Source organism: Mongoliibacter sp., from assembly GCF_007692705.1.
In the GTDB taxonomy this organism is placed as follows: Bacteria; Bacteroidota; Bacteroidia; order Cytophagales; family Cyclobacteriaceae; genus Mongoliibacter.
In genome coordinates, this window is the sequence record NZ_REBN01000080.1 from 1 (window position 1) to 21217 (window position 21217).

Genomic DNA, 21217 nt, shown 5'->3' on the forward strand with positions numbered 1-21217 from the left:
GAATTCTATGCAGAAGGAAAATGGTGGCCAGTTGATATTTCAGAAGGAAATAAATATACGGCGCTTGCTACGTACTATTTTGGCAGACATCCTGCCAATAGGATTGAATTTAGTCAGGGTAGAGATTTAGTTGTCGATCCTGGTCCATCAGGAGGACCTATTAACTTTTTGGCTTATCCTATAATGGAATCCGAGTCTGGTGAGCTATTTCCAAAGACAACATTTTCTTTTGTTCGAAAGGCCCTATAAAAAAGGCAGCCATTTGGCTGCCCTTGATTTTTGTTAATCTTGTGAAGGATGCTCATTTCCATCCGATGGATGCTCATCGCCATCAGAAGGATGTTCATCTTCCGAAGGGTGCTCTTCTACCTGTTCGGTATCATCAGATTCAGATTTCTTAGGTCCGCAGGATGTTGTTACTACTGCAAATAGGAATCCGAAAACAAATACCAAGGTCAAAAGTGACTTAATATTTTTTAAAATTTTCATTAGAATTGGATTTGGTTGGTGATTTAATTTTTTAAATAAACTCTAATGTAAATAAAAAGCTTCTTTAAATCCCAAAATATCAGGCAGTTTCTCCAAATTTAAAATTCGAGTACTATTATGGTTTCCAAGGGTTTTCTTTTCTCATAGGGTATGGTAAGTATAATGCCTTCTTTACTTTCTGAAAACTTAATATTGCTCATATCAGATAGTAGTTTTGCGGATTTCACCTTCTTATCGATGTTTGGAATCAGGATGGATTGGTCTTTCCAAGCCAATAAGTGAACAAAAACTTTGTTGTCTTTTTGAGTAGTCACTCCCCAGGGTCGCGGGTCAATCGGCCCCTTCCTTGTACCGTAAATTGTCTCGCCATATTTATCCAGCCATTTAGACATAAGCATCAGCGTATCAATATTCTCAGATTGGATTTTACCATTCGGAAGAGGGCCGGTATTGAGTAAGAAATTGGCACCATAGCCTGCAGCCCTGATCATGGTTTCCAAAAGCTGCTCTGAGCTTTTGAATCTTCTATCTTTGATATTGTATCCCCAGCTGCCGTTCATGGTTTCACACATTTCCAGCGGTAACTCACGGGAAATTTCTGCACCTTTATTAAAGCCCATGGTGTTTTCTCCAGGAAGATCCCTTTCAAACATCTGGAAGTCCTCTCCAGGGAATGGTGCCAAATGGTGATTGGAACCAATCAATGCTCCTGGCTGTAAGCTGTGAATATGACTGTAAATTTCATCCAAGTACCAGTTTTCTTCATATTTATCCCATTGCCCATCAAACCAAATTCCACCAATTTCCCCATAATTTGTCAGTAATTCTGTGAGCTGATCTTTCATGTAATCAATGTATTTCCTCCATTCTCCTGAATCAGGCCTTCCAGTATATCCTTTTCCTGTGCTTCCTCTTGGGTAATAATCTGGATGGTGCCAATCTAGCTGAGAGTAATAAAAAAACAATTTGATACCTTCTTTATCACAAGCATCTTTCAGCTCTTTAAGTACATCTCTTTTGAATGGCGTCTTTTGGACGATATTGTAATCGGAGACTTTGGAATCATACATCGCAAATCCATCATGATGCTTGGAAGTGATGGTGATGTAGCGCATTCCCGCTTTTTTGACTATAGCGACCCACTCTTCTGCATCAAATGCTATTGGATTGAAGTAATTGGGTAGGTTCTCATAGGCGACTATTGGAATTTGCTTTTGGTTCATAATCCATTCTGCGATCCCCATGTCACCGCCACCAGCCATGACTGAGTACACTCCCCAATGAACGAATAGCCCATATTTATTATCTTGGAACCATTCTCTATTTTTTAGATTTTCTTCACTGGGTTGATAATCTTTTTGCCCAAATACTTGAAGGCTAAGGATTGGGAAAAGGCTTAGGAAGAAAAAGCTTCTCAGGATATTACATCGCATAGGGTATTGGGTTTAATGAATTGTAAAATGTAGTGAAAAATTATCAGATGATAAATTTTGGAGGGAATTTTGGCTAAAATAGTACCGAACTCGGAAAATTTGAGAAAAGTTAGCCTCCCATGAACTTACTTCAAATATAAGTATCCTCATAAATTAATCTTATTGCCTGTCTTGAGAGGATATCCATGTATACTTGCCGGCCTGTATGTGGGTAAAAATATTCTTCACCCTGATTTCGGGGTATTGAATAGAATTTTTTTTAGGTCGAACAATCTACATGTACATGATTCATAGTTACAGGAACTTAAAAAATTTGCCCAAAAACAAAAAAGAACTGTGCATCCTCGGCAGATCTGGCATAATCAAATCTCAAAATAGTAGACTGATTCCAGGCAATTCTGGCACCGAGACCAGGATTGTACTTGAATCCTTTAAGGTTGATATTTTGAATTCCATCCCATACCCGACCAAAGTCAAAAAATGGTACAGCAGAAACTTCAAAATCTTGATCTAACCAGGAAAATGAGCTTATGCTGCTCCGTAACTCAATATTTCCCATTCCCATGGCCATTCCCCCAAATCTAAATTTCTTAAAACCCCTCATGGTGTCTTCTCCTCCAAGCACCCCGATTCTTCCCTGACTTGCACTCCAGATATCAAAAACTTCTCTAAAAAATACCTCAGGACCTCCAATGGTACTTAACATCAGTCTACTAGCCAAAACATTTTTATTAGGAAGGAAACCAAGTATTTTCTGAAACTGCATCCATTGGAACTGATGTCGACTATAATGGAAATCGGAACCCATCCATGGGGCAGTGTAGCCCAATGAGTATTCTGCCAAGGTACCTTTTGAAGGGTCAGGTTCAAAGTCTCTAGTATCATAAATCAAGCCTGCTTTGAATTTGACAGAAAAACCACCCTCATAACCTGTAATGTTATTCTGTACCCAATAGGAATCAGGGTCGCCTCTTTCTGCCTCTAAAAAATCTCTGGTTATTAGCGTAAGTCCATTTCTGGCTTCCACCCGGTTTCCATCTAAATCCAATGCCCTATCTTCTAATTCAAAATCATATGGGTTATATCTCAGATCAATCACACCACCTGCAAAAACAAGTCTTAGGTCACCTTCCATAAATGTTCTTTCCACGATGAGATCCAATGCATATTTGGTATAGCGGTTATAATGAAAATTCCTATCGGTGTAATCTACACCAGGCACCTCACCTTCCCAAGGATTTTGAAGAGGTCTGATCACAGAAAGCGCCCTCCTATAGTCGTTATAACGGGCATTTTCGACAAATTCACCTGTTACTCTGTCTCTGTAGGAGAGGGATTCCAAGGAATTTTCGCCTGGAGTGAAGTAAATTTTATTGGGATTGTCAGAAAATGCAAAACGAGCTCTCAACCTCCATTTGGTATCCAAAAAATAAGGCATATCCAAGCCCAATCCTGCTGATACTTTCCCAAATTGAGTATATCCGACCGAAAATGTAATTCGCTCACGATATGGTGTGTATGCGAAAAATGGATCATCAGAAGTTCTGTTATTGAAGATTTCCCCATCAGCACTTATGCCTATACCCTGTATAGGATCATATCCCAATCTAGGTAATCCCGTTATATACCACCCTTCTTTTTTAGACGAAAGTTTATCTTCAGAAATTCTTCTTTTTTCACTTATGGAGAAAGGTAAAGTGTCATTTTGAGCTTGGCTGATGGTATAAATAAAAAGAATAAAAAAAGAAAATAAGGACCTTCTTAGGAACATAGAATAGTGTTTGGTTCATCATTCATGGGTAAGAATCATGGCTTCAAGTCTATTGAAACACTTATTGGCCAGGTTTATATAACCATCCTCTTTGCTGTATTGTTCGGGGTCTATTGGATTGGAGAAATAAATATGCACTTTACCGGGCTTCATCAGCAGAGAACCTCTGCGCATAATGTGATCAGAGCCAATGACCGCCATGGGCATGATTGATGTGCCGGTTTCTATAGCGATTCTAAATGCTCCTTTTTGAAAGGGCAATAAAGTCTGCTTAGTATCATTTCTGGTCCCTTCAGGTGCTACTACTATTGAGATTCCTTTTTTTAAAATATCCTTCAAAATGGCTACTGAAGCCTTTCTGGAAGCTGCACTTTTTCTATCCACCCATACAGCCACTCTGGAAACAATCAATCCAAATAGGGGTATATTAGATAATTCTTTTTTACCTATAGCCCTTACCTCCTGCTGAATCGCCATGGGAATTACAGGTGCATCAATAAAAGAACGGTGATTAAAAATATATATATAGGCCTTTTTGGGATCAATATATTCTCTGCCATGAACCATATACTTAATCCCAACCAAAAAAGACCAAATGCTTGCCCAAAGTCGGATGAAAATAAAAGATATCTTTCCTCCTCTAGGACTTAAAATCAGTGGGATGATAATAAAAAGGCCAAAAATCAGCATTAAAAGAACGAATAACAAAGCTGCATAAGCTGTGTAAATCCATTGTAAGATTTTCATAATCTCATGTATTTGGTTACTTTTGGAGTATCGTAAACAAATCTTTCACTCTTTGCTTGCAAAACGACCCCTGAAAACGGTTTTCAGGGGTCTCTTTTTTTAATAGGCTAACAAGTCTTTTAGCTTTTCCCCAAAGCGCTGAACTGGGAGAAAATTTTTCTCCAATGTTGGGGCAAAGGGCACAGGGGTGTCCAAACTACCCTCCCTCATTACCGGAGCATCAAGAAATTCAAAGCAATGCTCAGAAATCCAAGCACATATTTCAGCACCTATACCTCCCGTAAGACAGTCTTCTTGCAGAAAAATCACTTTGCCGGTTTTTTTGACACTTTCCGCTACAGCTTCCTGGTCCCAAGGGGAAAGTGTTCTCAAGTCAAGTATATCGGCATCACAGCCAATTTCTTCAACTGTGGCTTTTGCCCAGTGTACGCCCATCCCATAGGTGATGATGCTGACCTCACTCCCTGTTTTTACCAAATTTGCTTTACCGATCTCTACAGTATAGTAATCATCGGGAATGGTTTCAGAAAGTGATCTGTACAATGCTTTATGTTCAAAGTATAAATATGGATTGGGATCTTCTATGGCAGCATTAAGCAATCCCTTGGCATCGTATGGATTTGACGGGTATACAATTTTTAATCCTGGTGTATGGAAAAACCAGGCCTCATTGGATTGGGAATGAAATGGACCAGCTGCAACTCCCGCACCTGTTGGCATTCGTATAACAACATCCGCATTTTGACCCCAACGGTAATGGATTTTTGCCAGGTTATTGACAATTTGATTGAACCCAACCGAAACAAAATCCGCGAACTGCATTTCCACCATGGCTTTATAGCCTTTGATTGAAAGCCCCAAAGCAGCTCCTATAATGGCACTTTCGCATAAAGGAGTATTTCTAACCCTTGCTCTTCCGAATTGGCTGACAAAACCATCTGTGATTTTAAAGACCCCTCCATATGTTCCAATATCCTGACCCATCAAGACCAGATTGGAATATTTTTCCATGGATAGTTTCAAGGCATCTGAAATGGCATCCACAAAGCGTTTTTCTGTCTTGGAATCGGTGCTGGGAGCGATGATTTTCTGTGTGAATGGCTTAAAAACATCATTGAGTTCCTCCTCTAGGTTAGGCTTAATGTTTTCCTCTCCAAAAGCTTTTTCAAGACCTAAATTGATGGCTTCTTTGATTTTTTTGTTGATACGTTCTTTTTCTTCCAAAGTCAGGAAGCCATTTTCTTCAAGGTACTGTTCGTAATTTTCTACCGGATCTTTCAGTGCCCAGCTATCCATCAGTTGTTTAGGGACATATTTAGTTCCTGAAGCTTCCTCATGTCCGCGCATCCTGAAAGTCACTGCTTCGACCAGTACCGGTCTTGGGTTGTCTCTGATATCCTTGGCCAGCTTATGAATGGTCTGGTAAACTTCCAGAATGTTATTGCCATCTATCTTGACAGATTCCATACCATAGCCGGGACCTTTATCGATAAATTGCTTGAAGGCAAACTGTTCATCGCTGGGTGTGGAAAGTCCATAACCATTATGTTCAACTACAAATATTACTGGTAGCTTCCACACAGCTGCCACATTGAGCCCTTCATGAAAATCTCCTTCAGAACTAGCTCCATCACCTGTGAAGACCAAACATACTTTCCTTTCCTTAGAAAGCCTATGTGCCAAACCTATACCATCTGCAATGGCCATCTGTGGTCCCAGATGGGAAATCATTCCTACGATATGATGTTCTATTGATCCAAAATGGAACGACCTGTCACGCCCCTTGGTAAATCCTGATTTTTTACCCTGAAATTGAGCAAATAACCGCTCTAGGGGAACCTGCCTTCCTGTAAAAACCCCCAAATTCCGGTGCATGGGTAAGATGATTTCATCTTGTGCAAGGGCTTCCACGGCTCCAATAGAAATGGCCTCTTGTCCCCAGCCGCTAAACCATTTAGAGATTTTACCCTGACGGAGAAGAATAAGCATTTTCTCTTCTATCCTCCTAGGCATCAAGAGGGATTCATAAAGTTTAAGTAACGTCTCCTTTTTTAATCTTCCTTTTTGGAATGAAATGGGGCTCTCGGCTACATTTGGGTTGGTCATAATGCTGAAATTTTACACCAAATTAGCCGAAAATAGCAAGGGAAAAAACTGCCCTTCCATTTTTTGTCCTTTAGAGATTACGGGTACTCCTTTCAATAACTCATCACCGGTATTGGAAATGGTGCCATCCGCAAAAACATTCAGCACAAATGCCCGGCGGCTTCTTTCGGAGTGGTTTGGATAACTTCCATGTACCATTAAAGGATGGTGAAAAGTAGCATGGCCTGCCTTCAGTGGAATGGCTACGGGTTTGAAATCCTTCAATTGTTCTTCAGTCATAAATGCCTTCAAGCCATCCATATCTCCTGCCAAGGCCGGTTTTTCCAATAACCCCCAAGTATGGCTTTTTGGGATATAGTGCAAGCAGCCGTTTTCTTCATCTGCATCATCAAGACCACACCAACAGGTCAAATGCTGCATCTTGATGGTTCTGGTCCAATAGGAATAATCCTGATGCCAAGCCACCACGCCTCCGTGTTTGGCCGGCTTGCAGAACAATTGATCATGCCAGAATCTCAATCCCCTTTCGCCTAAAAGCTGATGGGCTGCCATCACGAAGGCAGGATTCCAGATGGCATCGTGAAAAGCTTCTGAAATTCTCCAATGTCCAAGGGAGTGAAAAAGTACGGTGTTTGGATCACCTGATTCATTGCTGTGGTATTCGTGGAAAAGGTGATTGAGCGGGTGGTCAGGATCTTGTAGTTTTTCCAGTTCAGCACGCAAAACTTCTATTTGATTCTCCTCAAGTAATTTGATGCCACTGAGATAGCCATATTCATAAAAAAAATCCAGTTGTTCCTGACTTAGCCTGTATTGTTCCCATTCTTTGGCGGATTGAGGTTGTGGAAATAAGTCTGTGATGGGACGGTGGATTCTGGAAAGGTCTTGCATAGGTGATTGGGTTTGATTCTAAAAATTAAGAAAAAGAATGGAGGTAAAAAATTGATTTTTATTAAGAGGGATATTGGGGGTATTAATTTTCCAAATGAAGCTGAGAAGGACTTGATTTCAATTTTTGAATTTGGGATTTATAGGCATTGAATTCTATTAATTTTTATGGCCCTCTCCAGATAGGTATTAAAAAATCGGCTGTTGCCCATTGCACATCCAGCTCTTTTTTGGCTTTGATGGCAATTTCCAGAGGCTCAAAGCCGCTTGATACCTGCTTTACCCTGAATAGTAATGTTCCATAAGAAGAGCCTCTGGATTCAAGGCCATTGCTATCCGCCCATTCCAATATATTAGCTTCGTCTTCGGGTTCATGAGGCATGATTGATATTCCATTGATCAGTGTCCAGAATTGACGGATCATGATGCCGGGTCCATCCGGCTCAAATTTTGGGGTAGCAGCTGAAATCTTTTCATCTTGATTGAGGATTTTCAGGACTTCAAATAAGTTTTCACAGCTTGTGTCCTTAAGAAGTGCGGGAAACCTTCTTAAAGTGTTTCCTTGAGGGAAATTAGTATTATCCAAGAAATCATATTCAGCAAATAAAGCTTCAATTTGAGCTTCTGGATTTTCAGGATCCTGAAGTTCTATAAATACACTCCCTGGTACTGAAGTCAAAGTGTAACTATCTTCTCCGCTGCCATATAAAAATGAATCCCCACAGGTACTCGCGGGGAGTTCAGGATCATCAGCACAAGATGCCAAAGTGACCAGCACAAATAGGAATAAAGCAGAGGCAATTTTAGGCATATCTTACAGTTTTGAAGGATCACCCAATTTGCCCATAAACAAAATCGCCCCACTGTGTTTTTCCTGGATAAAGAAAATAAAGGGTTTGTCTAAAGTGATTAAAGGGGGGACTGAAGGTCCGGCACTGAACCTTTCAAGTACTTCAACAACTGTAGCAGCTGCGGCCTCACTTCCTTTTTCATCGACTTCTATCAATGCATCATGGATTACACGTGAAATTTTCAGCAAATCAGTCTGCGTATCAAACAATTGGGTAAAGTTATCTTCATGAAAGCCAAAAGGAGTAACCAAACCCATTTCCATCAGGTCATCGGCAAGGTTTTCGATTTTATAGCCCATTTTGAATTTTGGCATTTTCAGAATGAAATTTGTCTCTTGGCTTTCTTCTATCCATTTTTTGTAATTTTCAAAAGAGAGGGCAGCTGCCACCTGACTAAGGTCACCTGATTCGTTGTAAAGAATTGCCATATTGTATTGTCCCGTGCTGTAGGGTATTTCCAGATAACGGTACCCATTTCCTCCAAATACCTTGAAAGTTCCCGGTTTGTCCAAGTCCATCATGTCTACCTGAATAGGAGAGGAAGGGCTAGGATAAAAGGGCTCTTTTTTGGTTTTTTTGGAATCAAATTGAAATTTCCAATCCGCCTTGAAATGGATGGCATTGACCAGGTACATGACTGCATTGGGAGGGATAACGTCCAGAATATCCCTGACCATTCCTTTGGTTTTTTTCTCCACCCAGTCATTGATGATTTTGACTGAGTTAGGATCTGGCATTGCCAATGGAGCAACTTCGGCGTCGTAGTAATCATTTGCTATGGCTTTAAAAGGGGCTTTCACCTGATATCCTTCTTTGTACCAGATGGCATTGGCAATTGTCAGGTCTACTTTGGGGTCTACCTGAGTGAGGAACTGTTTTAGGTCTCTGGATCCTTTGTTTGCCTCTTCAACGCTCATCTTCTCGTAACGAAGCGTTTTGATATATTCCTGAAGTACCGGGTTTTCATTTCCATTCATAGTCATGGAAAGTGCCTGGTGAATGCTATACGGACTGAAAAATTGATTTACTTCTCCCTCGTCATTCAACTGGTGAAAAAGGTCAATAGCAAATAAAGTACTGGATTCGGATAATTCTAGTTCTTCTTGTGACAATGTCCGGAGATTTGCCTCTCTGGCAATATGTTCCATGTTTTCAATACAGGAAATGCTTAAGAAAAGGATAACTAATACAAGAAAAGCTGATTTTTTCATGACCCGAATCGTTTGGTTACGTATTCTAGACGCCATATCAGAAGAAAGTGCTACATTCTTTAAAAAAAATGTAGCACTTGTGAAAACGTCGTAACTTGATTTATTCCAAGCTAAGTTTCTATGGTATATGAACCATGGCCATGATTTGGCTATTAATTAAATCTTTAAGATAAAAAGGATAATACCTCAATCATTTGATTTCAATTTTTAAAATTTCGATTTCTCCAATGCTCTGTCTATATCCTTGGTGATGTCTTCGTGATGCTCAAGGCCGACAGACAGTCTAATGAGTCCATCAGTGATTCCTACTTTTGCTCTTTCTTCCTCGCTCAGTTTACTATGAGTAGTAGAGGCTGGATGGGTGATGATGCTACGGCTGTCACCCAAGTTCGCAGTGAAGGAAATCATTTGAAGATGATCTATGAATCTTTGTGCCCTTGAGATTCCACCTTTTAAGGAAAGTGTGATAATCCCTCCCCCAAGTTTCATTTGTTTTTTGGCAAGTGCATATTGAGGATGGCTTTTGAGGAAAGGGTATTTTACACCTTCCAATTCGGCATTCCCCTCAAAATAGGTAGCAATTTTTAAGGCACTTTCGCAATGCCTGTCCATCCTTACAGCCAGTGTTTCCATACTTTTAGACAAAACCCATGCATTGAAGGGTGAAATGGAAGGTCCGGTATGTCTGGCGAAAAATTGCACCTCATTGATCAATTCCTTATTTCCCAGTATCAATCCTCCCAAAACTCTTCCCTGTCCATCGATAAATTTGGTTGCTGAATGGGTGACAATATGTGCTCCCCATTTGGCAGGCTGCTGCAGGTAGGGGGTGGCAAAGCAATTATCTACTACCAAGATCAACTTGTGTGCTGCTGCAAATTTCCCCGCCCATTCCAAGTCAATGATTTCGAGCCCGGGATTGGAAGGTGTTTCGATAAACAACATTTTGGTGTTGGGCTGTAGCAGCTTATCCCAATTTTGATAATCGGAAATGTCACCATAAGTTGAGCTGATGCCCCATTTCGGAAAAACCCTGGTCAAAAGCTGATGTGTAGATCCGAATAAAGAACGAGAAGCCAGAATATGGTCTCCCTGCTGAAGTAGAGCCGCCATACTCCCAAACATAGCCGCCATTCCTGAAGCAGTTGCAATACCATCCTCGGTTCCTTCTGCAATACAGACTTTCTGAATCAGATCAGTGGAATTAGGGTTGGCATACCTGGAATAAATATTCCCCTCGATTTCATCAGCAAACATGGCCCTTGCTTCTTCTGCAGTGTCAAAAGTAAAACTGGAAGAAAGGTATAAAGGTGCGGAATGCTCTCTCTGATTTGATTTGGATGCGGTTATACGGATGGCGTTGGTTTCGAAATGGGACATATATTTAGTAGAAATAGAATTGAAATAGGGTTAAGGATATTGAGATATTGGTTGATATTACGTGGTATTCGTGTTGGTCGAAATACGGTCGAAATAAGGCAGAAATATAGTTGAAATAAGGAAGGGGATATTTGGAGATATTTGTTGGAATTCTAGAGGCTTGGTACATGGTACGTGGTACATCGTACTTTGTACCAAGAATAAAATACTTGGTTGAATCCCTAAATAAATTGTAAAGCTGAATCAATTGCATAATTTCCAATTTATAGTTCCCTCATTGGGCAGGTTTTGGCACCTTTCCTAGCGGATGGTTGCCAGAGGGTCATCGAGCCTGATCTCTTACCTCTTCTTTATAAATCTTTTCCTAAAGTGATACAAAGTAAGTTTCCAAAAACCGTAATTCAAAAAAATGGATGATTATTAGTGAAAGAAAGTTGAAACCAGAGCTTCAACGCATGCAATGAGAGCAAAGCGATTCAGTATAAAATGGAAGAAATATGGTTGAAATATTATAGAAATAAAGTTGAAATAAAGTAAAAGTAGACTTGAAACCGTAGCTTTATGGTAGGTCCCTAGAGCAAAGTCATTATTCACAAAATGGAAATAGGAGAGGGCTATTAATGCATTTTGAGGTATACTCCCTTTGGGGTATTGAAAATCCATAAAATTGAGGTTGAATTGAGTTTAAAATTCTAAAAGTTCCTCTTAAGCGGTTTCTATTGAACCTCCATTTTTGAAAAGAGCTACAAGGAATGGATTTCCTTATCTAAATCCATTTTCCAAAAATCACTTTAACTCCAAAGTGATTACCCCATTTGGTTTGCCCATTGTCAAAGGAAAAGTAGGTGGCGCCCACCTGTAGGCCAAAAGACATTGCAAATCTGTTCTCAAACAATAAATTATAACCTGGCTCAAGCCATATGCCCACATTGTTGTGTTCTTCCATTCTATTTCTAGTCAGGCTAACGATGGGTGCAATAAAAAAACCACTTGAACTTTCTTGTGTGACTTCTTTAGGTTTGAAAAATATGGGTAAAGCTGTCTCAAGCCCAAAGTGGCTAATCTCATTTCCACTGTTCCTAAGACCAAGGTTGACAATTGAGGTTAGCCTTAAATCTAAAAGCTTTCTCATGGGTCTTTGATAAACAATTGGGAGAATATTAATGTCCATTTCACCTCGCTCATAAAAAGGCTCAACAGTCAAACTTGGGTTTAACCCAATAAAGTTGGGATAGTAGGTATTCTGGGCAAGGGTATGATGAACAATACCTAAAGAAAATACAATTAGAAATAAGGGATATTTTATGAATTGCTTCATGGTCTTTTCAGCTTCAGTATAAAATGATTAACCTACTTTTTAATGTACGGTTTCACCATAATATTTTCAAGAACAAAATTACATTTTGTTGAATTGCCTAAAATTTCCCTTTTAGAGAGATAGTGAAAATAGTTTTAAAGTCAACACAATAAGAAATGTAACCTGCTGCTGTAAGGATGGACAATATTTTCCAAAATATCCCTAATCAATTCATTATTGGTATCCCCGTTGTGCTCCGGTTTCTATTTTATTTAGTCGTACTTGTTCCCCAAATGGCATTGGCATATTTCTACTTTATATCACGAAGTATATTTCAACCATATTTCTATAAAATCAATCATTAAACTGCGTCATCGTCATATTGATCCCAATAGTACCAAAGGCAATGATCATTTCGACCGCCTTATCCATAAAAATAGGAAGCTCGTCAATTTCCTGCTGAGACCAACGGCCTAAGACGTAATCCACTTGCCTTCCTTTAGGAAAATCATCACCGATACCAAAGCGAAGTCTAGGATAATCTTGTCCGCCCGTTAGTGCTTCGATATTTTTCAGTCCGTTATGACCTGCAGCAGAGCCTTTACCACGCATTCGCAATTTCCCGTAAGGAAGCGCAACATCATCTACAATGACCAAAATGTTTTCTTTAGGGATATTCAGTTCCTTCATCCAGTAATTGACAGCCTTACCGCTGAGGTTCATGTAAGTAGTGGGCTTGATCAGGTGGAAAGATCGTCCTTTGTGTTTGAACTCGGCCGTAAAGGCCAGTCTTCCGCTTTTCCACGCCGCACCGAATTTATCGGCAAGCCGGTCAAGGGTTAAAAATCCCACATTGTGTCTGGTGAGTTCATATTCAGGACCGATATTCCCCAGTCCCACTATCAGGTATTTCATTCACTTATATTTTGAAAGCTGTGCAAAAATAAAAAATCCTGCTTAAGGTTAAGCAGGATTTCAAATTATCGTTTGTAGGCTGATTATTCAGTTTCAGCTTTTTTACCTCTAAGTGCTCTAGGGATACCGATGGTAACGATAGAAACATTAGGGCTTGTTAAAATTTCAAATCCTTCAGGCTTCAATTCAGAAACTTTGAATGATTTTCCAAGATCCAAGTTAGAAATGTCAACCTCGATTTTATCAGGAAGACTGGACGCGAAACCTTTAACTGCAAGCCTTCTTGTTTTGATTTCAAGCTTACCACCTTTTATGATTCCTGGAGAAGTACCTTTCACAACAATTGGAATCTCAAATTTGATGGCTCTGTCTTCGCTGAAAGCCAAGAAGTCAGCGTGTAACAAAACTTCAGATACCGGATGGAACTGAGCGTCTTTCAATACAGCTTTCATTTTAGTACCCTCAATATTGAGGTCTACCATGTGTACATCTGGTGTGTAAACCAAGTCTCTGAACAGGATGGCAGGAGTATAGAAATGAATCTGTCCTTCAATAGCTGGTCCGTAGACTACGCATGGAACATTGCCTTCTTCACGGATCTGCTTTAGCTCTGCACCGTCGAGATTTGCTCTTTTAAACCCTATAATCTCTAGTGATTTCATAAGTTCTGTTTTAAGTATATAATTGAATAAAATTTTTCTGTTAAATAAAGAGTGCACTTATAGAAGTATTGCCTGTCACCGCATGGATAGCTTTGGCAAACAGATCTGCTACTGAGAGTACCCTGATTTTTGAAGACGTATGTTTTAGAGGAATAGTGTCAGTGATAACCAACTCCTTTAAGACTGAGTTTTCAATATTTTCGTATGCTTTTCCAGAAAGTACTCCATGTGTGGCAATTGCCCTCACGGAAGTTGCCCCCTTGTCCATGATGATTTGTGCAGCCTTACAGAGTGTCCCTGCTGTGTCTACCAAATCATCAATTAAGATGACGTCTTTACCTTCCACATCTCCAATAACCTGCATTGAAGCTACTTCATTGGCTCTTTTTCTGTGCTTGTCACAGACGACCATTTCTACTTCGAAGTGCTTTGCATAGGACCTTGCTCTTGCTACACCACCCACATCAGGGGCGGCAAAAATAAGGTTTTCTAAGTTCAGCCTTTCCAAATAGGGCACAAAGATAGCTGAACCGTTCAAATGATCCAAAGGAATGTCAAAAAAGCCCTGAATTTGTCCAGCATGGAGGTCGCAGGTCATAATCCTATCTGCACCTGCTGAGGTCAACATGTTGGCAATCAACTTGGCAGCAATGGATACCCGAGGTCTGTCTTTTCTGTCTTGTCTCGCATACCCATAGTAAGGAATCACAGTACACACTTTGTAAGCACTTGCCCTTTTGGCAGCATCTATCATAAGACAAAGTTCAAGTAAATTGTCAGCAGTGGGATTGGTAGACTGTATCAGGAAAACAGTACAACCTCTGACTGACTCATTAAAGCTAGGCGACATTTCTCCATCGCTAAACTTTGAAATGGTCAGGTCTCCTAGTTTTTTACCGTAATGTTTGGCGATTTTTTCAGCTAATTCGTTGCTATTGGTTCCGGAAAATAGTTTGACCTCGGTCATGATAGTAAGGAAGGTTTTGCAGTGAAATGATAGATTTCAGAATGCTTGTAAAGGTAGGTAAATTTGCAATCATTCTGAATTTGGTGATGATGTTTGTGAAATTTTATTCTGTTTTTGGGTCTTTACTATTTCAATATTGAAATTTCATTGCCCTGAAGTATGGCTATAAAGTCATATTTATCTACCTCCAAACAGAAGTCAATATCCTTTTCTATGCCAGAGTTTTGAAGTCGCTTGGCATGGGAAGCTTGGCCCAAAAACAATTGTTGCCTGTGTGCATTGCTTTCATAAAGGCTTTTCATGGCTATTGCACTGTCGCAGTCTGTACCAAAATGCGGATGGAGCTTACTGACCAAAGCCCCGGCATATAAAGAGTCCTCGAGGTTGAATTTCCCTTTCCATCCGGCGCACAAGATTAGAACATCCTTTTCTTGATTTTGGATAAAAGAAACGGTGGCTGATAAATTGACAAAGGCTCCAATCAGGACAGCGTGGGCAGTGGATTTGGTTTTCTCTATGGCTACTGTTCCATTTGTCGTTGTCATGGCCAATTTTTTTCCTTGAAAATTCCCCTCAAAAAAGGCGACTGGAGAATTCCCCATTTCAAAACCATTGGCTCTTTTACCGTCTCTTTCTCCTGCGATTATATATCCTTTGTCTTTGTAGGCTTTACAGGTTTCCAGATCCATTACGGGTGTTATTGCTGTTACTCCATTTGCCAAAGCTGCAATCATGGTAGAGGTAGCCCTGAAAATATCCACTACTACTACAATTTTCTCTTCAGGGTCGTATAAGTGGATCAATTCCGGACTTAAACATACTTCAACTTTTCTCATTTCTTATACAATGGAAGTTTCTCTATTTTGGCTGGAATGCTCTTATTTCTCACAGCTATAAAAATTTCGTTACCAGGTGTGGCCAATTCTGTTTTTACATACCCTAGGCCTAATCCTACTCCCATTGAGGGGGACATGGTACCCGAAGTGACTTCACCTATTTCTTCTCCATGAGCATTTGTGATTTTATAATGGGCTCTAGGGATGCCCTTTTCCTGAAGAATAAAGCCAATCAGTTTTTTGGTCACTCCTGCCTCTTTTTGCCTCTTAAGGTTTTCCGAATTGATAAAGTCTTTGGTGAATTTAGTGATCCAACCCAATCCGGCTTCGATAGGGGAGGTTTCATCGGTGATGTCATTACCATATAGGCAATACCCCATCTCCAACCTCAGAGTGTCTCTTGCTCCAAGTCCTATTGGCTTGATGCCAAAGTCTTTCCCAGCATCAAAAATGGCTTTCCAGACTTTTTCTGCATCCTGGTTTTTTACATAAATCTCAAATCCCCCAGCCCCGGTATAACCGGTTCCTGAGATGATGACGTTCTCTACTCCCGCAAACTCTCCTACCGTGAAATGATAAAATTTGATGGCCGAAAGGTCAACAGGTGTAATGGACTGCACAGCTTCTATGGCTTTTGGGCCCTGAACAGCAAAAAGTGATAAGTTATCAGAAATGTTTTCCAGATCAGCACCCATGGTATTGTGTTGATTGATCCAGTTCCAGTCCTTTTCTATATTGGAGGCATTGACCACGAGCATATATTCCTCATCAGCCATTTTGTAAACGATCAAATCATCTACTATACCGCCGATATCATTGGGAAAGCAGGAGTACTGGGCCTGACCGATGGTTAATTTGGATGCATCATTGGAACAAACTTTTTGGATCAGATCAAGGGCTTTTGGGCCTTTTACTAAAAATTCACCCATGTGAGACACGTCAAAAACACCAACTCCTTCTCTTACGGTTTTATGCTCTTCTATATCAGAACTGTACCTGACGGGCATATTGAATCCTGCGAAGGGTACCATTTTCCCTCCCAATGCTTCGTGGAGGTCGTTAAGCTGAACTTTTTTGATAGTATCTGTCATTTTTGGGGCTTTATTACTTTTGGAGCAAAGGTAATAAAAGCTTTTTAACTGGGGTAAAATAAAAAATTGCTCTGATCAATATTTAAAAAAAATACCAGACTTTTCAGTCTGGTATAAGATATGGTACTTTTCAAATATCTTTAAATCGAAAAACTTTCTCCGCATCCACAGGTACGGGAAGCATTTGGATTTACAAATTGGAAGCCTTTTCCGTTTAGACCGTCTGTAAATTCAAGGGTTGTACCCGCCAAATAAAGCAGGCTTTTTCTATCTACGATGATTTTGACTCCTTTATCTTCAAAAACATGATCCGATTCCGAAGCATCTCCGTCAAATCCAAGGTCGTACATCAATCCTGAACATCCTCCTCCCTTTACAGAAACCCTTATATTTTCATTTTCTTGGCGGCCTTCTTCTTGTTTTAGTTCAAGAATTCTTTCTTTGGCCTTGTCAGAAACGATTATCATATGTGTAAATTTTTAAATTCCTCTACTAAATTAAGCAAATTGAAAACACTCAGTTTGCAGAAATGATTCAAAAGCAAATGTAAATTTGCTTCTTTAAAGTTACAAATGTTAAACTTTAATCCCAGGGAAATCACGTTTAACAATCCTTAAGAGAGGAAACCCTTGAAGGGTTTTGGGGTAAAAGCGATTACCCTGAGCCTAACCCAAATTTTCGGATGCAGTATTCCAAAGTGAATATTTTAATAGAAAATTCTATTTTCAAATTAACCTTCTCGCCGCAATTTGTATGGGATCCCAAACGTTCGATAGTGGAGGGACATAAGCCAAATCCATCATGGCAAGCTCATATGCGGTTAATTTCCCCATAATGCAAGCGGCAATGGTGTCAATTCTTTTGGCACTGCCTTTATTTCCCAAAATCTGTGCGCCTAAGATTTCCCTGCTTTCGGTACGGACCAATAGTTTTACTTTAATGTCCCCGCTTCCGGGATAGTAAGAAGCAAAATTTGAGGATTTAATGGTAGCTGTTTCGTATGGTATATCAAAAGCCTTGGCTTCTCTTTCCGTGAGACCTGTTCTGGAAATCTCCAGATCCTGAAATTTTGTAATGGCTGTACCAATCACACCGGGAAATTTCATTTCTTCTCCACTCATGTTACTTCCCGCCACCAAACCATGCTTATTGGCAATGGTGCCTAAGGCCACAAAAAGATGCTTTTCCCTTAGTTGGTGATAGGAGGAAGCGCAATCTCCAGCAGCCCATATATTTTCAATTGAGGTTTGCATCTTTTTATCTACCATGATCGCGGCTGTGTCACAAAGTTTGATTCCTGCTTCTTTGGCTATGCCACTGTTAGGACTTACCCCCATCCCCAAAATAACCAACCCGGCCTCAAATTGATTTTTATCGGTGATTACTTTTTTCACCTTGCCATCATCCCCCGATTCAAAAGCTGTTAGGTTTTCGTCAAGATGCAATTTTACCCCAGCCTTTGTAAGAGCACTACAGATATCTTCCGACATATCGGAATCTAAAGTTTTCATGATATAGGGATTTCTATCAATCAAGGTGACATCCATTCCTCTTTCCAATAAGGCCTCAGCCATTTCTACGCCTATATACCCTCCGCCTACTATCACTGCTTTTTGGGGTTTGTGTTTGTTGATAAATTCCCAAGTATTTATACCGCTTTGTAAAGTGGAAAGACAGAATATTCCTTTGGAGTCAATGAAAGGAAGTGGAGGCTTGTTTGGAGAAGCTCCAGTAGCGATCAGCAATTTGTCATAGTTGTCCCAAAAAGATGTTTCCGATTTCAGGTCTTTTACCAGGACTTTTTGCTTTTTGGGGTCTATTTGAATCACTTCATGCAAAGGCTTAGCCTCTATGTTATATTTTTCACGAAATGTTTCCGGGCTTCTTGCGACCAATTCTTTAGATGATGATACAAGCCCACCTATGTAGTATGGCATTCCACAGGCAGAATAAGATGTATGCGGGCTTTTTTCATAAACAGTGATTTCCCAGTTTTCGTGACTTCTTCGGATTTTTGAGGCAGCGCTCATGCCTGCTGCATCTCCACCGATCACAATAATTTTAGTACTTGACATTTCAAAAATAAATTTGCTACCAATGATTAAGATAAGTTTTTCTTTAGAATTATTGGTAGAAAAATGAGATTTAGAGCGCGAAAGTAAAATTTGTCCTTCAGGTTTTCGCAGATTGACGCGTAGGATTGATAGAATATATGAATACTCGCTTAAGTGCATGTAAGCAAATAATGTTTTAATTCTATTCTAAATATTTAATTTAAATATAGTTCTAATTTATAAAGCTACTTTTTCCATGATGAAAAAGTAGCCAAAAAATCTAGAATTTCGAATCCTATCCGCCCACATGGCCAACGCTGGCCCGGTCGAAATTCATCCTCCCCTGCTATACCTCATTAAAAGATTAAAGTTAAGTGAAGTGTTTGAGTTTTTAGTTCCAACGTACAACCATGTGGTTACTCATTATAGACTTGAAGGTTCCCCAGATAATGACAGTAATCTGAACGTTGAAAACTCTTTAGATCAACCTGACTTTTAATTTTTTAGTGTAATTTTGACCAAACTGAGAACCATATCGAAATGAGGAAAATAGAACACTTAGGAATAGCAGTTAAAGATCTGGAACAGTCCAATGCACTTTTTAAAAGGCTATTGGGTAAAGAACATTATAAGGAAGAGGCAGTAGAAGGTGAGGGGGTCAAAACTTCCTTTTTTCAGATAGGGGAGACCAAAATTGAACTATTGGAAGCAAGTAGGGATGACAGTCCCATTGCCAAATATATTGCTAAGAAATCAGAGGGTATTCACCATATCGCTTTTGATGTCCAGGACATTTATGCAGAGGTGGCACGTCTAAAGAATGAAGGATTTGAAATCCTCAATGAAATCCCAAAAGAAGGAGCGGATAATAAATTGGTAGTCTTCCTTCATCCAAAATCTACCAATGGGGTCTTGGTGGAGTTGTGTCAGGAGAAATAGATTCTTTATATTATCGGTTTTCTAGGTGCTTTATAGATTGATTTGATTATTTTGATATTAGTTGATATAAATTGAAATAATGTGGAAATACTGTAGAAATATGATGGAAATAGAATTGAAATAGGGTAGAAATATGTCAGGAATTTATCTTAAGAGGAATTGTGAAAATGGTGCTAGGGTCGACCTATTGAAATCCATTTTTATGATTGCTGTTTTTATGATTTGTGCTGGATGGGGTTTTGCTCAAGAGGCAGGGAAGGCGAGGTTTGGTATTCAGGCGTCTTATGGGAATCCATATTACATCCCCAGTTATGCTGATGGAGCGCCAAGCTTTGAGGGTAGGTATTTTTTTGATATTGGGATTCTCTACATAAAGCCTCTTTCCAAAAAATGGGAATTTGAGACAGGATTAGTTTACTCCAACAATCAATTTCGTGTGACACCATCAGACCCATTTGGGCCACCAATTCCGCCATATAACCTAGCCATGAATTATTGGGTGGTTCCTGCTAATTTCAGGTTATGGCTTCCCCGGAGGTTCTTTTTGCAAGCAGGACCTAATTTGGTTCATTCCGCGAATGAATCCTTTGGTTTCTTCCGATTGGGATTTTCTATGGGTATAGGGAAGGAATTCAATTTGGGAGAAAAATATGCTTTATTGATCGCCCCTACTTTCAATGCCAACCCATATTTCCCAAGAAATTGGGATGGGAATACGCAACTGGGAATCCGGACTGTCTTTGTGTTACCAAGCAAACCTTGAAAATTATGCCAACTAAACTAAGGCCTATGAACACTTCAAAACTTTCTTTTATCTCTTTGATTTTTCTTTTCGCCTTTTTTGCATTGGAAGTTAATGCTCAAAAAAACAATTGGGGAGGAAATGTGGAATTTGGATACCCATCTTTGGTGGGAAGGGAGAATTTTGGTGGAACAAGTTACCACCCAAGAGAATATTTTGCATTCGGGTTTACCTACATCCGAGCAATTTCACCAAAATTTGATTTTGAAACTGGGCTCGCCTATTCGAGATCAAGGATTTTAGTCCGCGGTGGGGGTACTCCTGCTTTTCCCCACATTGTAGAGGCAATGGACTGGGAAAATATGATTACAGCTCCGTTTTACTTGAAGTGGAATGTGTCTTCTCGTATTTTTCTAAATGGAGGGCCAAACTTTTCCTGGAATATGGGGGAAGACACTTATGATCCAGGATATGGCTTTGGGATAGGGTATCAGCTTAGGCTCAATGGAAACAAAAATCTCCTCATCAACCCCATGTATCAGGCAAGGGGTGTACGTGAACCGGCAGGACGTGGAGTACGGCATTTAGGGCTGAGGCTGGTATTTACAACATCTCCCTCAATGTAGTTTCTGTTTTTTTAGGCAACGTTCAATCAATTCAGCAATGTATTTTGAAGTGCTTGAAATGGAGGTGTATTCATCTCCCTGAAGGAATGAAGTCCTTTTCGATTATAAAGCTTAATTTTGCATGCAAATGAAGAAAGGTGAAAGAATTTATTCACCTAAAATGCAATACGAAAGATATGTCCGAAAAAAGAACTGAAATAAGTGAAATAGGA

Annotated in this window: 20 protein-coding genes, 1 pseudogene and 1 riboswitch; of the genes and pseudogenes, 4 read left to right on the plus strand and 17 right to left on the minus strand. The window is 39.8% G+C overall.

The features are described from left to right. Positions 1-249, plus strand: a pseudogene (locus EA341_RS02255) (transglutaminase domain-containing protein); the annotation flags it as partial. Positions 250-282: 33 nt separating this feature from the next. Here EA341_RS02255 and EA341_RS02260 read toward each other — a convergent pair. The 17 genes from EA341_RS02260 to EA341_RS02340 all read right to left on the minus strand — a co-directional run bounded on the left by EA341_RS02260 (position 283) and on the right by EA341_RS02340 (position 18719). Beyond that, the gene (locus EA341_RS02260; protein ID WP_293011058.1) at positions 283-489 is read right to left on the minus strand and encodes a hypothetical protein; all 207 of its coding nucleotides are present in this window, start codon (positions 487-489) and stop codon (positions 283-285) included. A 98-nt stretch (positions 490-587) separates the two neighbouring features. Continuing rightward, positions 588-1922: an alpha-L-fucosidase gene (locus EA341_RS02265; RefSeq protein WP_293011059.1), complete on the minus strand. Its 1335-nt coding sequence runs from the start codon at positions 1920-1922 to the stop codon at positions 588-590. A gap of 304 nt (positions 1923-2226) precedes the next feature. Continuing rightward, positions 2227-3693 carry a DUF5982 domain-containing protein gene (locus EA341_RS02270; RefSeq protein WP_293011060.1) on the minus strand — a complete coding sequence of 489 codons (1467 nt, stop codon included), beginning with the start codon at positions 3691-3693 and terminating at the stop codon, positions 2227-2229. An 18-nt stretch (positions 3694-3711) separates the two neighbouring features. Next, entirely contained in the window at positions 3712-4440 is a 729-nt protein-coding gene (locus EA341_RS02275) for a 1-acyl-sn-glycerol-3-phosphate acyltransferase (RefSeq protein WP_293011061.1), read from the minus strand. A 99-nt stretch (positions 4441-4539) separates the two neighbouring features. Further along, on the minus strand, positions 4540-6546 hold the full coding sequence (locus EA341_RS02280; protein WP_293011062.1) for a dehydrogenase E1 component subunit alpha/beta: 2007 nt from the start codon (positions 6544-6546) through the stop codon (positions 4540-4542). A gap of 12 nt (positions 6547-6558) precedes the next feature. Next, entirely contained in the window at positions 6559-7437 is an 879-nt protein-coding gene (locus EA341_RS02285) for a phytanoyl-CoA dioxygenase family protein (protein ID WP_293011063.1), read from the minus strand. Between the two features lie 163 nt (positions 7438-7600). Then, positions 7601-8245: a hypothetical protein gene (locus EA341_RS02290; RefSeq protein WP_293011064.1), complete on the minus strand. Its 645-nt coding sequence runs from the start codon at positions 8243-8245 to the stop codon at positions 7601-7603. Positions 8246-8248: 3 nt separating this feature from the next. Next, positions 8249-9496 (minus strand): serpin family protein, encoded by a 1248-nt coding sequence (locus tag EA341_RS02295; RefSeq protein WP_293011065.1) that lies wholly within the window; start codon positions 9494-9496, stop codon positions 8249-8251. Between the two features lie 207 nt (positions 9497-9703). Continuing rightward, on the minus strand, positions 9704-10876 hold the full coding sequence (locus EA341_RS02300) for an aminotransferase class I/II-fold pyridoxal phosphate-dependent enzyme (protein WP_293011066.1): 1173 nt from the start codon (positions 10874-10876) through the stop codon (positions 9704-9706). A gap of 260 nt (positions 10877-11136) precedes the next feature. Beyond that, positions 11137-11235, minus strand: a riboswitch (SAM riboswitch). A gap of 407 nt (positions 11236-11642) precedes the next feature. After that, positions 11643-12194 carry a hypothetical protein gene (locus EA341_RS02305; RefSeq protein ID WP_293011067.1) on the minus strand — a complete coding sequence of 184 codons (552 nt, stop codon included), beginning with the start codon at positions 12192-12194 and terminating at the stop codon, positions 11643-11645. A 333-nt stretch (positions 12195-12527) separates the two neighbouring features. Continuing rightward, on the minus strand, positions 12528-13088 hold the full coding sequence (pth, locus tag EA341_RS02310; protein ID WP_293011068.1) for an aminoacyl-tRNA hydrolase: 561 nt from the start codon (positions 13086-13088) through the stop codon (positions 12528-12530). Between the two features lie 83 nt (positions 13089-13171). Continuing rightward, positions 13172-13750 (minus strand): 50S ribosomal protein L25/general stress protein Ctc, encoded by a 579-nt coding sequence (locus EA341_RS02315; protein ID WP_293011069.1) that lies wholly within the window; start codon positions 13748-13750, stop codon positions 13172-13174. A 40-nt stretch (positions 13751-13790) separates the two neighbouring features. Next, positions 13791-14717, minus strand: a complete 927-nt coding sequence (locus EA341_RS02320) for a ribose-phosphate pyrophosphokinase (protein ID WP_293011070.1) — start codon at positions 14715-14717, stop codon at positions 13791-13793. 125 nt (positions 14718-14842) lie between these two features. After that, complete coding sequence (locus EA341_RS02325; protein ID WP_293011071.1) at positions 14843-15553, minus strand: 2-phosphosulfolactate phosphatase; 711 nt, start codon at positions 15551-15553, stop codon at positions 14843-14845. Beyond that, entirely contained in the window at positions 15550-16644 is a 1095-nt protein-coding gene (gene gcvT / locus EA341_RS02330; protein ID WP_293011072.1) for a glycine cleavage system aminomethyltransferase GcvT, read from the minus strand. The genes EA341_RS02325 and gcvT overlap by 4 nt, the downstream gene beginning before the upstream one ends. A 140-nt stretch (positions 16645-16784) precedes the next feature. Next, on the minus strand, positions 16785-17111 hold the full coding sequence (locus EA341_RS02335; RefSeq protein ID WP_293011073.1) for an iron-sulfur cluster assembly accessory protein: 327 nt from the start codon (positions 17109-17111) through the stop codon (positions 16785-16787). 258 nt (positions 17112-17369) lie between these two features. Beyond that, the gene (locus EA341_RS02340) at positions 17370-18719 is read right to left on the minus strand and encodes a CoA-disulfide reductase (protein ID WP_293011074.1); all 1350 of its coding nucleotides are present in this window, start codon (positions 18717-18719) and stop codon (positions 17370-17372) included. Positions 18720-19238: 519 nt separating this feature from the next. Between EA341_RS02340 and mce the strand changes: the two genes are divergently transcribed. From mce to EA341_RS02355, 3 genes are all read left to right on the plus strand, one after another. Further along, on the plus strand, positions 19239-19637 hold the full coding sequence (gene mce / locus EA341_RS02345) for a methylmalonyl-CoA epimerase (RefSeq protein ID WP_293011075.1): 399 nt from the start codon (positions 19239-19241) through the stop codon (positions 19635-19637). A 133-nt stretch (positions 19638-19770) separates the two neighbouring features. Continuing rightward, complete coding sequence (locus EA341_RS02350; RefSeq protein WP_293011076.1) at positions 19771-20400, plus strand: hypothetical protein; 630 nt, start codon at positions 19771-19773, stop codon at positions 20398-20400. Between the two features lie 5 nt (positions 20401-20405). Beyond that, on the plus strand, positions 20406-21005 hold the full coding sequence (locus EA341_RS02355) for a hypothetical protein (RefSeq protein WP_293011077.1): 600 nt from the start codon (positions 20406-20408) through the stop codon (positions 21003-21005). Positions 21006-21217: the final 212 nt, after the last annotated feature.